Raw genomic sequence first — 15,271 nt, forward strand, 5'->3', positions numbered from 1 at the left:
TTGGCCAATTCATGAAATACGCCCACCAACTCCTCACGAATCTTGCCGTACAAAACCTTTTTCCGGTATTTCGGAATCCACACTATATGATACTTACACTCCCAGACCGTATGACTTAAACTTTGTAATTGCTTCATAAAAAGCCTCCTTGTTCTGCCTTGAGCGGTTCGGACAAGGAGGTTTGCTGTTTTAGGGAATTGTCAAACTGCAGGAGCCCCCCGGCTTAGCCGGGGGATCACGTCAAGGATTCGGCGTACGGGTCTTTGCCGCGGACCTGTGGATAAACCCTTCGGACAACTTTGCGCGGTTCCGGGACTTCGGGCTTGAAGACGCCGTTATCCCCCTCCGGGCCGAAGGACATGCCCTGCCCTTTGCCGAAGGGTACTTCGACGCCGTGATCTGTATCGATGCCTACCATTTTTTCGGCTGTGCTCCGGAGTACCTCGACGCCCACATCGCTCCTCTCGTCAAGCCGGGCGGCTTTATCGCCGCCGCCATCCCGGGCCTCCGGCAGGAATTCACGGGGGACATCCCCGACGAGCTCCGGCCTTATTGGAAGGAAGATATCAATTTCCACTCCGCCGGATGGTGGGCCGAACTCTGGAAACAGTCCACCCGCGCCGCCGTACGGGACGCCTTCTCCCTCCGCAGCCACAAAGCCGCATGGGAGGACTGGCTCCAGTGCGACAACCCCTATGCACAGCGCGATGCCGGCATGATGGAAAAGGCCGGCTGGCGCTACTTCGATTCCATCGGCATCATCGCTACCGTGTCCCCGGCAGCCTGTTCGGAACCGTACCTCCTATTATAAGGTAGAGGTTTCCCTTGAAGGCCTGTCGCCCGTGCGGCGGAACGGCCTCCCCCTTGGCAGCCCCACCTTGGAAATACCGTTCGCCGAACCTCCATACCTCCGATAGGCATTCGTCCGTTTCCGGCACCAACCCGGACGGATGTATACCCGCCATCCCACATCAGCCCAAACCTTTTGCCGGAGCCTCACACCTCCGGCAAAAGGGCATCCCCGGCGAGCCCGGAACACAGCAAAAAGCAGCGGCTTCGGGCGAGACTCTCTCTTCCGAAGTAAAAAAGCCCTAAAGATCTGCATGGATTCAATGGCGACGGTCCCGATGATACCCACCCGCCGGGACGCCAAATAGAAACAAGTCTCATTGACAGCCGATGCACGACTGCTTATAAACAAGAAAAGTTTTCGGCATCCCGCCCCCTTGGGGATGCCCATCATTCTTGAGAAACGCGCCTTCGCGCACCTCTCCCAGCCCGACATCATCAGGACTGCCCCATCGTAGATAAGGCCCTGCACATTACGTGCAGAGGCCTCTTTTGTTTTTCCTCCTACCGTTAAGGAGTCCTGATATGGCGGACATCATTCTCAATAAGCCGGAAGCGGGCACTCAGGCCGTCTTCGAAGCGGCCGGGGACAGCCGAATCGACCTCAACTTCCCTACTGATCAGGCAACGCTGGAACGTTCCGGCAATGACCTTATTTTCCGTTTCGACGACGGCAGCACCGTTGTCCTGCGTGATTTCTATACGGCCTATACCAAGGACTCCATGCCCGACTTCGTGATCGAAGGCACTCCGATCGCGGGCGAGCAATTCTTCACGGCCCTGAACGAACCCGACCTCATGCCCGCGGCCGGTCCGGCGGCAAACGCCGCCAGCGCGGACGGCGGACGCTTCCGCGAATATGCCGACGACGCCCTCATCAACGGTGTAAACCGCCTTGACGGGCTCGACCTGAGCAGCAACCGCGCCTTCTTCCCCGAGCGCGACCCGTGGGGCGGCCTGCGCGGCGACGATACCCCCAACTACGCGCCGACCCTCAGCGTCAGCGGCTCGCTCGGCGTCATCGAATCCGGCGTGTTCCCCGGCGGCAATGAACTCTACGAGGGCGTCCCCTCCATGTCCGGCAGGGCCACCGGCACCGACGCCAACGGCGACACGCTTTCCTTCGGCTTCATCGACGCGAACGGGGCGCAGGTGACCAGCATCGTCACCCCCTATGGCGTGATGGCAATGGCCCCCGACGGGACCTACACCTATACCATCGACAACGCTGATCCCGATACCAACGGCCTCGCTCTTGGCGAAACCCGTACCGAAACCTTCACCGTCTACGTGAGCGACGGACGCGGCGGCCTCGCCACGCAGGAAATCACCGTCACTCTCACCGGTACCAACGACCGGCCCGAACTCTCCATCGCCAACGCCGCGCAGGGCATCCACGAAGACACAGCCTCCGTGGGCGGCACATTCGCCGTGCAGGACCCGGACAGCGACAGCGGGCAGAACCAGACGTTCCACATCGAAGGCGGCAGCAACACGCCCGCCGCCGACGGCACCAGCCCTTCCGACGGTTCCCACTCCGCCACAGGCAGCACGGACGCCACGTTCACCACGGACTACGGCAAGCTGACCCTTGATCCCGCCACCGGGCAGTGGACCTATGCGCTCAACAACGCCAGCGACAAGGTCCAGCAGCTCAATGCCGGGGAAACCAAGGTCGAAACCTTTGAAGTGACCGTTACCGACGAGCACGGCGCGACCTCCACCCAGACCATCTCCGTTACCATCACCGGCACCAACGACATCCCGGAGATCGACACCGATCAGAGCAACTTCCATCTCGACTTCAAGGAACAAGGCGTCTACCAGCCCTCGGAAAACGGCGACGGCAACACGCCCACGACGCCCGGCGGAACGGGCGAAGGGCAGCATCAGACCGGAACCCTTTCCGGCAGGATCTTCGCCTCCGATACCGACAAGGAAAACGGGGCGGGCTCCACGGAGCACGATGTCAACAAGCTCAACTTCCACGTCGAGCACGCAGGATCGAGCCTGACCGACGGCGGCGCCTCCACCACTGTGACCGGAACCGGAACCCCCGGCACCGGGGACATCGTCTATGCCTACACCTCCGCCTACGGCACCCTGACCTTCCGCGCGGACGGCTCCTACGAGTACACGCTCAACAACAAGAATCCCGGCGAAGCAGGCGCGGACGGCAATGCCGTCAACAACCTCTCCCTCGGCCAGACCGTGACCGAGACCTTCACCGTCTACGTCACCGACGCCCAGACCGGCCGGAGCGTGCCCCAGACCATCACCGTCACCATCAACGGCACCAACGACGTCCCCACGCTTGATCTGTCCAACGACAATCTCAACGATCTGCTCGGCGGCGACGGCAACCTCCATGTGGTCGAGGACGGCGTGGGCCGTGACGACGCCAACACCCCCACCACTGATCCTAGCAAGGAAAACACCTCCTTCACGGGCCATACCACCGACACCGGAACCGCCAGCGGCAATGACGTCGACACAGGGCATATCCTCCACTTCGGTGCGGCTGCGGGCGACAGAACCGGCGAGGCGTTCGATCCTTCCGTATTCAACACGGCCGACTCCACCGCCACGGGCGGCGCGGCCTCTTCCGTGGTTGCGGGCGGCCAGTACGGCAGCCTGACGATCAACTCCAATGGCTCCTACACCTACACTATGAAGGGCGAAGGCGAAAACGTCAGCTTTGAGCTCGACGGCAAGACCTATAACTCCCTTGATCAGCTCGCCGAAGGCGACACCATTTACGAAACCTTCACCATCTACGTGCGCGACGAGCACAATGCGTGGACGGCGAAGACCGTCACCGTGGCCATCCACGGCACCAACGACATCCCCACCCTCGACATCACGGGTAGCGACTGGAACATCACGCAGGGCGGCGATCTGTCCATCGACGGCACCTTCACGGTCACCGACAACGACCGCGACGCCGGGACGGATCAGGCCTTCCATATCGCTGGCGGCAAGGACACCTCCGGCACGGGCACTGACGGCGCACACGGGACCGACGGCGACACGAACGCCACGTTCACCACGGACTACGGCACGCTGACCCTCGATCCCGCCACCGGACAGTGGACCTACGAAGCCAACCCCGACGCGATCAAGGGACTCGGCAAGGACGAAACCAAGATCGAGACCTTCGAAGTGACCGTCACCGACGAGCACGGCGCGACCTCCACCCAGACCATCACCGTCACTCTGAACGGGATCAACGATGCGCCGTGGCTCGGCCAGACCTCCATTGATCTCAAGGAAGAAGGTGTCATCCTCACTCCGGAACAGCCCGGCGAGACCTCCAATACAGAAACCCACGAAGCGCCTGGTAACACGGGCGAGGCCGGACAGGACGAGCACCGGACCCTCGTTGAGGGCGAACTCCCGTGGAAGGACGACGACATCAACGACAAGCCGATCTTCGGCATTTCCGGGCTGATCGGCGCTACCGATGGCATCCTCAACGTCACGATCAAGAACGGCGATCCCGACGCCTCCAACAACGTGGACGTCAAAATCCTCTCCTCCACGACCGACCCGAATACTCACATCCAAACCATCGTGACCAACTACGGCACGCTCACCCTCGACACGCAGACCGGCAAGTTTACCTTCGACATCAGCGGTTCCGACGCCGACAAGCTGGCGGCGGGCGAAGAGCTCGAGTTCAGCTTCCACACCACCGTCAACGACCAAAACGGCGGAAACGCCGACAATAGGCTCGACGTGACCATCCGCGGCACCAACGATCGGCCCAGGCTCGATCTGGTTGAACCCACCCACGGCGACAACGTCACGGTCGTGACCGACGATAAGACCGGCGAAGTCAAGTTCGACATCACCGAAAAGGCCGACGTCGCCAACGACACCACCGTTTCCGGGACGCTCAAGTCCGACGACGACGATCGCGGGGCGAACCTGCGCTACGGCGTGGCGCTCGGCAAGCAGGACGTGGAGTCCGAAGCGGGCCGAAACCTCGCCTTCGGTTCCGGTTCCGACGGCAAGCCCGGCATGGGCGAACCGCTCCATCAGGTCGGCGGCAAGATCGTGATTGAAGGCAGGTACGGCACGCTGACCATCGATCCGGAGAGCAATACCTACACCTACAAGACCAACGAAAACGCCGACCGTCTCGGCCTCGACGCCGACGGCAACCCGCAGACCGGAACCGACGAGTTCACCATCTACGTGCGTGACGAGCACGGCGCGTGGACGGCGAAGCCCATTTCCGTCACGGTCACCGGTTCCAACGACACGCCGACGATTACGGCTGACGACGCCGAGCACTGGGTCAAGGAAGCGGGCGTCGTGGACACCTCGACGGACCACGGCTCCACCACCGACACGGCGAAGACTCCGGATCCCTCCGACGATTCCCGCGAGCTGACCGACGCGGATAACAGCCTCTCCCGGAATGAAATTTCCGGTCAGGTCCACGTCAAGGATACCGACACCACCGACACCCTGACCCTCGACATCGGGGCGAAGGAAGGCTCCGGCACGACCCTCATCGGCGATCCCAAGACGGACGCCAACGGCAACATTACGCTGGAAACCGAATTCGGTTCCATCATCCTGCACAAGGACGGGACCTATACCTACACGATCGACGAAGACAAGACGCAGTCCCTCTCGCAGGGCCAGACCGAGAAGGAAACCTTCACCATCACCGTGAGCGACGGGCACGGCGGCACGGCCTCCGTGGACATCACGATCAACATCGTGGGCACCAACGACCGGCCTACCCTGACTCTGACTCCGACGAGCGACACGGTCGTCAGTGATCCCGGCTACGACAAGGACCATACTGAAGTCGCGAAAGACCTCACCGTCACCGGTACCTTCGAGGGTGCTGACCCCGACTCCAACCCCACGCTCGAATACGGCGTAAGCACCAGCGCAGGCAACCGGGACACCGCGTTCGACGCGAACGGTAACAACCCCGGCATGGGCGGCGGACATCATTCGGCCACGGGTACGTACGGCTCCCTGACTATTGATCCGAGCACCGGCGAGTACATCTACACGCTGGACACCGCCAAGGGCGGCGCTGCGGACAAGCTCGGCCTCAAGCCCGACGGCACGCCGGAACAGGGTTACGATACCTTCACCATCTACGTGCGCGACGAGCACGGAGCATGGTCCGAACAGACCATCACCATCACCGTCAACGGCTCCAACGATGCGCCCGTCATCGCCAAGACCGAGAATACGCTCACGGTGACGGAATCCGGTTTCGATGAGCACAACAGTACTATCATCGGCACGAAGTCGGACAAGGGACAGGTGAACGCCACCGACGTGGACACCAGCGATCAGGGCAAGCTGACGTATTACTTCTCCGACAAGGCTCACAACCCCGTCACGTTCGGGAAGGGCGACGTGATCGGCCATCTGACGCTCGCCGACGGTACGAAGACCGAGATCACGGTTACCTCCGTCAAGCCGGACGGAACCATCGTAACCGACTACGGCACGTTCCATCTGGACACCAAGACCGGCGAGTACACGTTCACGAAGACCGAATCCACCGGCAACGCCACCGATCAGCTCCAGCTCGGCGACAAGGTGGAACTCGACTTCTCCATCAGCGTGAAGGATTCCCACGGCGAAACGGCTTCGAGCACGCATGACGTCACCGTCGTGATCAACGGCTCCAACGACCGGCCTTCCGCCACGATGCAGGGCATCACCGTCAAGGAGGCGGGTGTCCATGACGGCAACACCGCGACCACGGCCGATACGGACGGCACCCTCGGCGCTGGCGAGCACCGGGTCACCTCCGGTACGCTGAATATAACGAACCTCAAGGACGTGGACGACGACATCAGCAAGGGGTTCGGAACCGGAGAGGATCAGTTCAAGATCAGCTTGCGGGGCTCGGGCAATTGCGGCACGCCGAGCCACAATGCCGACGGCACGTGGACCATGACTCACCTGCTGAGCAATGGCGGAGACTTCAACAACGTCAGGGCCACCCTCTTCAACTCCAACTTCCCGAAGGACGCCTTCGACAAGCTCGAAGCGCAGCTTCGAGCCGAAGGGCTGCTGGGACAGAATCAGGATCTCACTTACGGCAACGCGGCTTCCATCCTCTCTCAGGTGGCGCTCGGCACCCTGACCGTCAACCCGGACGGTTCATACTCCTTTACCCTGCCCCCGGACGGCTCGGCGGGCAGCATGATCGTGAACATGTTCGGCGCGGACAACTCCTCCAACCGGACCATCAACTTCTCAGTCACCGACCCGCACGGCGGCGTTTTCAACGGTTCATTCGGCGTCACCATCAAGGGCACCAACGACCGGCCCGAACTGGAACTGCTCGGCGGCGATGATCACCGCCTCTTTATTTCCACGAGTACGACGCCCGACGGAAACGCGACGACCCACGCCACAATCACCATGACCGAAGATGACAAGTCCTTCTCGGCCAATGCCAAGGGAACGGACGTGGACTTCGGTTCCAGGCTGACCTACGGCATCGCCGGAGGCCATATCGGCGACGCGGACAGTGCCGACATCAATGACCTGAAGGCGGCCTTTGACGGCGACAAGGGCATGGGCAACGCGCATACCCGGATCGAAACCGAGCACGGCGTGCTCACCATCGACTCGTCCACCGGCAAGTATACCTACACGCCGAACGAAGACCTGGTCTACGGCGAAAAGTACACGGATGAATTCACCATCTTCGTGCGCGACGAAAAGGGTGCGTGGTCGCAGCAGCACGTCACCATCAACGTGACGGGCGGCGCTGACGCCCCGATCCTCGTGGGCAAGCTCCCCAACGCGATCATGGCCGAAATCACCGAGGCGGGCGTCGTGCCCAACACCAATACGGATGTGGACGGCTCCATCCACGTCAACGGCAAGCTCGTGGACGGCTTCTTCAACAGCGGCGGACACGAGCTCGGCTCGTTCGAGGTCAAGCAGGTCGACACAGGAGAGGGCGCGGGGCATCTGATCGCCGGGTTCGTCGTGGGCGGCAAGTTCTACGCGGGCGACCTGCACACCGACTACGGGACCCTGCACGCCGAAGTCATCACCGAGAACGGCGTGTCCAAGATCGTCTACTCCTTCATCCTGCCGGAACCGGGCACGAAGGAAGCCGCGAACCTCGACGCCCTCGACGCGGGCCAGCGTGAAAAGCTGTTCGACAACCTCAAGGTCGGCGTCTACGATTCCGCCCACGAATCCCTCGTGAACGGCGGCGCCAACGCGGACGGCTCGTTCAACATCAATACCGGCAACTCGAACCTCATCCCCACGCAGGACGTGGATGTCTACGTGAAGGGCACCAATGACCGGCCCGTCTTCACCGACGAAAACGGGAACGTCATCGCCGAAGTCGTCACCGACGCGAACGGGAAGACCTTCACGAAGATCACTTCCGACCAGACCAGTGAAGGCGTGTTGCAGGAAGACGGCAGCCACACCCTTTCGGGAAACCTGAGCGCCCACGACCCCGACAAGAGCCATGGCGACGCGGCGGGCAACCTCAGCTACAGCATCGAGAGCGGCGGCAAGCTGGTGCAGATCATCGAAGGCAAGTACGGCATCCTCAAGCTCAATCAGGATGGCAGCTACACCTACGAGATCACCAAGCCCGAGCTGCTGAAGGAGCTGAATGCAGGCCAGAGCCTCACCGATTCCAAGCTCCCACAGGAAGTGTTCGACGTCCGCGTCACCGACCCGCTCGGGGCCCACAGCTCCGGCAAGCTGGTCATCGATGTTACCGGAACGGCGGATATGCCGACCATCAGCTTCAATAACACGGTGATATCTGAGGATAACGGCGCGATCGTAACGCCTTCGGAAGGCGATCACAGCCATGATCCCTCCATCACCGGACAGTTGACGCTGGGCGGCAGGGTCGACGCCGAGGATATCGGCGGCAACCTGACGTGGACGAACAAGGGACAGACTGGCTTCGCCACGGGCGCGGACGGCAAGCCGCTCGGCACGCTGAGCATCATCGATCCGGAAACGGGCGAGTATACCTATACGCTGACCGAAAACGGCTCGAAGATCGTCCAGTCCATGAACGATGGCGACGTCAAGACCGAAACCTTCAAGGTGCAGGTGGAGATCGAAGGCGGCAAGATCGTCGAGAAGGACATCACCATCACCATCAAGGGCACCAACGACGCCCCGACCTTTACGGATACGGTTACCGGCCTTGAGGGCGACGTGAAGCAGGATGCCTTCGTCGATCCCGATGGAAGCGACGGCGGCGTCCCCGGCGTGGTCTTCACGGGGACCCTCTCCGGCGCGACCGACGTGGACGACCCGGACGGCCAGCTCCGTTTCATGCTGGTCGGCAAGGACGGGAAGCCCGTCACGGAACTCAAGACCGAATACGGCACCATCGTCCTCACCTACGAGACGGCGGCGGACGGTTCGATCATCACGCATTACAAGTATACGCTGGACAACGAGAGCACGGAGCTCGACGAAGCCCTCAATAAGCTCCAGACCGGCGAGACGCTGCCCGACGGCGCGAAGGTCGTGGTGGTCGACCCCCACGGCAAGGTTTCCGAGGAGCAGAAGGAGCTCACCATCAACATCCATAAGCCCGACAGCGGCGAGGGTGGATGGGACGGCGGAGCGGGCCTCATCATCGACGCCGACAAGAGTGAGTTCAACGGCACGGTGGTCGAGGACGGCAGGGATCTGCCGCAAACGCCTGATGTCACGGAAGGCCTGATCTTCGAAGGCCAGCTCCATGCCAAGTGGGACGGCGAAGGCCACACCGGAACGCCTCCCGACCGCGTCTTCGGCATCGAAGAAAAGGATGAGTTTGGGCTCGGAACCGGAAAGCAAATCCAGAGCAGCGCCGCCGACGGTTTCGTAACCGCGGAAGGCAAGTACGGCTACCTCATCGTCGATCCCGTTACCGGGAAGTATACCTATACCCTGTACAACGGCGAAAATGGCAAGCCGGGCAAGGTGCAAGACCTCGCCGAAGGGCAGACGGTGAAGGAAGACTTCGACGTCATGCTCAACGGCAAGGAGACGGATTCCAAGATCACCATCACCATCCACGGCACCAACGACGCACCGGTCATCGACAGCTACCAGAATATGACGATTCAGGAAGGCGACGATGGGCTGGGCAATCTGACGACCTCAGAAACCCTGAAGGCGCATGACATCGACAAGCTTTTGGGAACTGACGGGAAGCCCCTCCCTGAGGGAACCGAAACCTCGACGCTCAAGTACTACTTCGAGGGCGGAACCAACACGCTGACGACCAAGTACGGCACTGTCACGCTGACCTTCGATAAGGACGGCAACTGCACCTACACCTACACGACCGACGGGGCAAAGTTGCCCGACCATCTCACTGAGGGCAAGGCGTTGCCCGATTCGTTCATCATCTACGTGCGTGACGCACACGGCGAGGTGGTTAAGCAGGAGATTACCGTCACCATCAACGGCACCAACCACGGGCCCGAAGTGGTTCCGGGCGAGCACGCCCTGAACGTTGTGGAGGACGTGACCGTCTCGCAGGAAGGCAACCTGAACGATATCATCAAGGATGACGAAGGGCTGAACAACCTGCACTTTTCCATCAACGGCAAGGGAACGGTCGTGGAAGGCGAGTACGGTACGCTGCACATCGATCCGGCTACCGGAAAGTATATCTACACCCTGAACAATGCCGACCCGGAAGTGCAGGGCCTCAACTCCGAGGACAACATTCAGGAAATCTTCACGATCACCGTAAGGGATAAGCACGGGGAAATGACGACCGTTGATGTCACGGTCAACGTCAAGGGCACCGACGACACGCCCGAGCTCACACTCGGCAAGGTCCTCTCAGTGCGCGAAGGCGACGCTGACGCCGTTGGTGACACCGCCGTGGGCTTCGACAAGGATATCGCGGATCAGGGGCACCTGACCTACTCCTTCGGTAAGGATGCCGACGGCAATCCTCTTACTGAAATAACCAACGAATACGGTACGTTCACCATCGATCCCAAGACCGGTGCATACACGTTCACGCTCGACAACACGTCCGAAACCGTGCTCAAGATGGCGGCGGGCCGTTTGTACGAGACTTCTATTAATGTGACCGTCACTGACACGTCAGGACTGTCAGATACAAAGGAACTCGTCGTCAATATCGAAGGCACCAACACCGCCCCCGTCATCACGAGCGGCGAGCACGGCGTCATCATCGCCAATCCGGCTCCGCTGGTTGAAGACGGCGGCGTCTCCAAGGTGACCGGACAGGTGACGGCCCGCGAATACGACGAAGGCGACCACGTCGTTGCCTTCAAGTTCGTGAACGACAAGGGCGAGCTTGTCGACTCGCTCACCGGCAAGTATGGCACCATCAGTATCGATAAGGACGGCAACTACACCTACACGTTCAACAACGGGCAGGCGCAGCATCTTGGCGCTGGCGAAATGGCCGCCGAGCACTTCAACGTCGTCGCCGTCGACACCTACGGAGCGCAAACCACGACGCCTTCCGACCTGCAGATCCAGATTCAGGGCACCAACGACGCCCCTGTGATCACCAGCCCTACCCCCGTACTCAACCTGACGGAACTGGCCAGCGGGCAGGCCGAAATAACCGGTACCATCACGTTCAACGATGCGGACAAGAAGGCCGACGGAACCTTCTATGACACGCACACCTTCTCGGTCAGGCCCGCCGGAGCGGCCGAGGCGGAAAACGGTGCAGCAGCCGAAGGCAAGTACGGTACGCTGACCATCGATGAACACGGCAACTACAAGTACACCCTGACCAGCGACGCGCTCGGAGAGGGAGACAAGTACACAGAAACGTTCACGGCCACCGTGGACGACGGCAACGGCGGGAAGGCCACCCAGACCATCACCGTCAATCTCACCGGCACCAACGACGCCCCGGTGATCACGGAGTCGCACACTGACAACGGAACCACGGGGTCCTTCATCTTCACCGATGCCGATGTAAAGGCCGATGGCTCCTTCTACGATACGCATTCCTTCGCCATCAGCGTCGACGGCAAGGCACACGGCGTAACGCTGGACTCCACCGGCACGCACGGCACCGTCACCATCGACGGCCTGGGCACGTTCGAGCTGATGCAGGGCGACGGCGGCAACTGGCACTACACCTTCACCGCCAGCCCAGAGGCCATAGCCGGGGCCGCTTTGGGGAGCCTCGTGACGCATGACTTCCAGATCATCGTCAATGACGGCCATGCCACGGCGATGACCCCGGCAGGCGAAGATTCCCTGTCTGTGAGCTTCATGGGCACGGGTACACCCCCTGCGGACATGGATCTGGGCAACCTGACGCCGGGCATGGCCCAAGACGATCATCTGCCCGGAATGGATGCGGACGGACACCAGCTCGCCTACGCCTTCGACAAGGCCGTGGACGGCAACATCCAGGGAGAATTCGGGAGCCTGCATTTCAATGCGGAAACCGGACAGTACACCTACACTCTGGACACCTCGGAGGACGGCCTCCACAAGCTGGCGCAGGCACAAGCCGACGGTTCCGCCCTGAAGGAATCCTTCGGATATACCGTAAGCGGTCATGAGGGCCATTCCAACGGCTCGCTGGAAATCAACCTGACGGATCTGCACACGCAGCTCGGCCACGCCGGAGCCGATACGCTCGGCGACCAGACAGCGGCGCATTCACAGGTGATCTTCGGCGAAGGCGGCGATGACGTCATCCACGGCGGCGCGGGCAACGATTGGCTGTTCGGCGGCGAAGGGGACGATCAGATCTTCGGCGGCACGGGCGACGACATCCTGTACGGCGGCGCGGGTAACGATTACCTCGACGGCGGGACGGGCCACAACTCGCTCTACGGCGGGGCCGGAAACGATATCCTCGTCTACAACCAGGGCATGGCCCACGCCAGCGGCGGTGAAGGCATCGACTTCCTCGTCGGAGCCGAAAAGGACACGTTGGACAGCCTGTTCGCCAACCCGGACAACAATCCCATCCAGAGCGATATCGAAGTGCTCATCACGTCCAAGCCGGACAGCCTGAGCCTTACGAATCTGGATGATCTGAAGAGCATCGGCATCTCCATAGAGGGCGATAAGCTCCACCTCTCCGGGGATTGGGCACCGACGGCTATCGGAGGAGAGGAACACGGAATCAGCCTCGGCAATTACGCCGAGTTCACCCATCACAGCGACCACGGAGACATTACGATCCTCGTGCAGTCCGGTACGCCGGCCACTGACGACCTGGCGCAGCAGATCGTCCAGAACACGCTGAACCACGGACAAGGCTGATCCTGAAACGCAGCCGGAAGCCTTCCGGCTGCACCAAACACCTTATCCATCAATCCTGAAACAAAGGGTCCCGTCCCGGCGCTTTTGCCGGGACGGGACCCCTTTCTCAAACATCGCCGACCCGCTTTACCCAACCTTCACAGCAACAAAAAAAGCGGGGAAATCGCATCCCGCCCTATCGGCAATAATCCGTTTTGGGGCGCCGCGAGAGCCTGGCCAGCCCACTCCCTCTATGCACACGGGGTAATCGCCACTTGACGCTCTCCCCTTCCTTGCTCACGGAGGATGGGCATATCCCACGGCCCCGAGTGAAGCCGCAGTCCACGCTCTTCGCCCAGACTTCTTCAAAAAAAGCCATTGATCCTGCTCGAATCAATGGCTTGCCTGTCTGCGTCGGGGCAGGAAAAAGGGCATAGGCGGGGTGACGGGACGCGGCGGCATTGTACGCCGGGGACGCGGAGCGTCAAATGATCCGGTGATGACCACGGCCCGTTCCTCTTCTTCGAGTTCCTGCTGGCAAGCCACGCAGTACCGTACCGAAGGCGACGCCAAGAGCCGCAGGAGCGGTATGGGCTCCCCACACGCCTCACAGAGGCCGTAACCCATGACCTCGATACGCCGCAGGGCGTTCTCCAGATCCCGGATACGCTCGACGCGCCGGGCGGTCAGCCGCTCATCCACCGCACGCTCGCTCAGACGCGAGGCCAGTTCGTTTTCATCGGGACATTTGAGAGAAATCTCCGGAGACATCCGGGGCGACCGCAACGCCGAAAGTTCCCGTTCCATCATCCATCGCAATGCAGCCAATTGAGAGGTGTTCATACCGTTCCTCACTTGCGGGGGTTGTTCCGTGGATTCGGATGTATCCCCCACAACGCGACGGCTTCATGACGCCCCTATGGCTTTTTTGTGCAACACATGAAAACTGTTGGCACGGATGGCGGAGTTTTCCTGTCCTGCGCTCTGCGCATAGACATCGCGCAAAACGGCCACAAGGCCCTCAACCGTCCGAAGAACTCAGCATTTCCCGCAGATCCGCAACGCTTGCCGCCAGCCGCGTGGCACCGGCCTCCACGAGTTCCTCCCGCGATCCGTAGCCGTACAGCACGCCTATGTCCGCAAGCCCGGCCTCACGCGCACCCGTGATGTCGTACTTCCGATCGCCCACCATGACCGCACTCGACGGGGTTATGCCCCGCTCCCGCATGGCATAGCGGATCACGTCGATTTTGGAGGAACGTTTCCCTTCCATATCCGCGCCGTATACGCCCTCCAGCGCCCCCGCAAACCCGAAATGCTCCGCGATGCGTTTGGCGAACACCTCCGGTTTCGAGGTCGCCACGATGAGCCGCCTACCCGCAGCGCGCAAGGCTTCAAGCATTTCAGGCACCCCCGGATACGGAGCGTTCTCGAAAATCCCCTTATCGCGGAAATACACGCGGTAGGTGTCCACGGCGCGTTTCGCATCCGCGTCACTCATGCCCATTGTGCCCCGGAACGAGTCGTACAGCGGCGGCCCGATAAACGACCGCAGCGTCACCGGTTCCGCTTCCATCCCGAAGCTCCGCAACGCGTACCGCACCGAATTGACGATCCCCGGCTCCGAGTCCGTCAGCGTCCCGTCCAGATCAAAGAGTATTGTTTTGTATTGCATGGCTCGCTTGTACGTCCCCCCGGGCCTTTGCGCAACCGTGGCCGGGGTAGGGATGATGCCTCCGGCGGCAAGGGCTGCCGCCCCTTGACCCTGCCCGGGGGGCAAGCGCCCCCCCCCCCCGGACCCCGGCGAGTGTGATCCGTCTCCTTCCGCACTTCGTTTGAAAGGAAACGGATCGCTTCTGCCTGCATCAGGTGATTACCTGCAAAATGTTTATTATTTAATATAAATACAATGAAATACAAAAACATGATTATCGTTCCGAGCAACCCGCGCCGTATCAGAAGCTTTTCTCCCCAAAATGCAGCCATTCCCCCGCTTGAGATGAGGGATTCGATAAGGTCGAATCCTTGACGTGATCCCCCGGCTAAGCCGGGGGGCTCCTGCAGTTTGACAATTCCCTAAAACAGCAAACCTCCTTGTCCGAACCGCTCAAGGCAGAACAAGGAGGCTTTTTATGAAGCAATTACAAAGTTTAAGTCATACGGTCTGGGAGTG

At 61.0% G+C, this 15,271-nt stretch carries 5 protein-coding genes; 2 read left to right on the top strand and 3 right to left on the bottom strand.

Annotated elements, in window-relative coordinates; all coding sequences use genetic code 11:
• The coding region (locus tag T370_RS0118065; protein ID WP_029436575.1) for a transposase at nucleotides 1–137 on the bottom strand (137 nt) is incomplete at its 3' end.
• Nucleotides 138–337: 200 nt separating this feature from the next.
• Between T370_RS0118065 and T370_RS0118075 the strand changes: the two genes are divergently transcribed.
• Complete coding sequence (locus tag T370_RS0118075; RefSeq protein ID WP_282705465.1) at nucleotides 338–811, top strand: class I SAM-dependent methyltransferase; 474 nt, start codon at nucleotides 338–340, stop codon at nucleotides 809–811.
• A gap of 563 nt (nucleotides 812–1,374) precedes the next feature.
• Complete coding sequence (locus tag T370_RS0118080; RefSeq protein ID WP_029436578.1) at nucleotides 1,375–13,119, top strand: VCBS domain-containing protein; 11,745 nt, start codon at nucleotides 1,375–1,377, stop codon at nucleotides 13,117–13,119.
• Between the two features lie 372 nt (nucleotides 13,120–13,491).
• Here T370_RS0118080 and T370_RS0118085 read toward each other — a convergent pair whose 3' ends face one another.
• Both T370_RS0118085 and T370_RS0118090 read right to left on the bottom strand, forming a co-directional pair.
• Nucleotides 13,492–13,941, bottom strand: coding sequence for a TraR/DksA family transcriptional regulator (locus tag T370_RS0118085; protein WP_029436579.1), 450 nt, complete (start codon nucleotides 13,939–13,941; stop codon nucleotides 13,492–13,494).
• Between the two features lie 178 nt (nucleotides 13,942–14,119).
• Nucleotides 14,120–14,773, bottom strand: coding sequence for an HAD family hydrolase (locus tag T370_RS0118090; protein WP_029436580.1), 654 nt, complete (start codon nucleotides 14,771–14,773; stop codon nucleotides 14,120–14,122).
• Nucleotides 14,774–15,271: the final 498 nt, after the last annotated feature.

Source organism: Bilophila wadsworthia ATCC 49260, assembly GCF_000701705.1.
Lineage (GTDB): Bacteria > Desulfobacterota > Desulfovibrionia > Desulfovibrionales > Desulfovibrionaceae > Bilophila > Bilophila wadsworthia.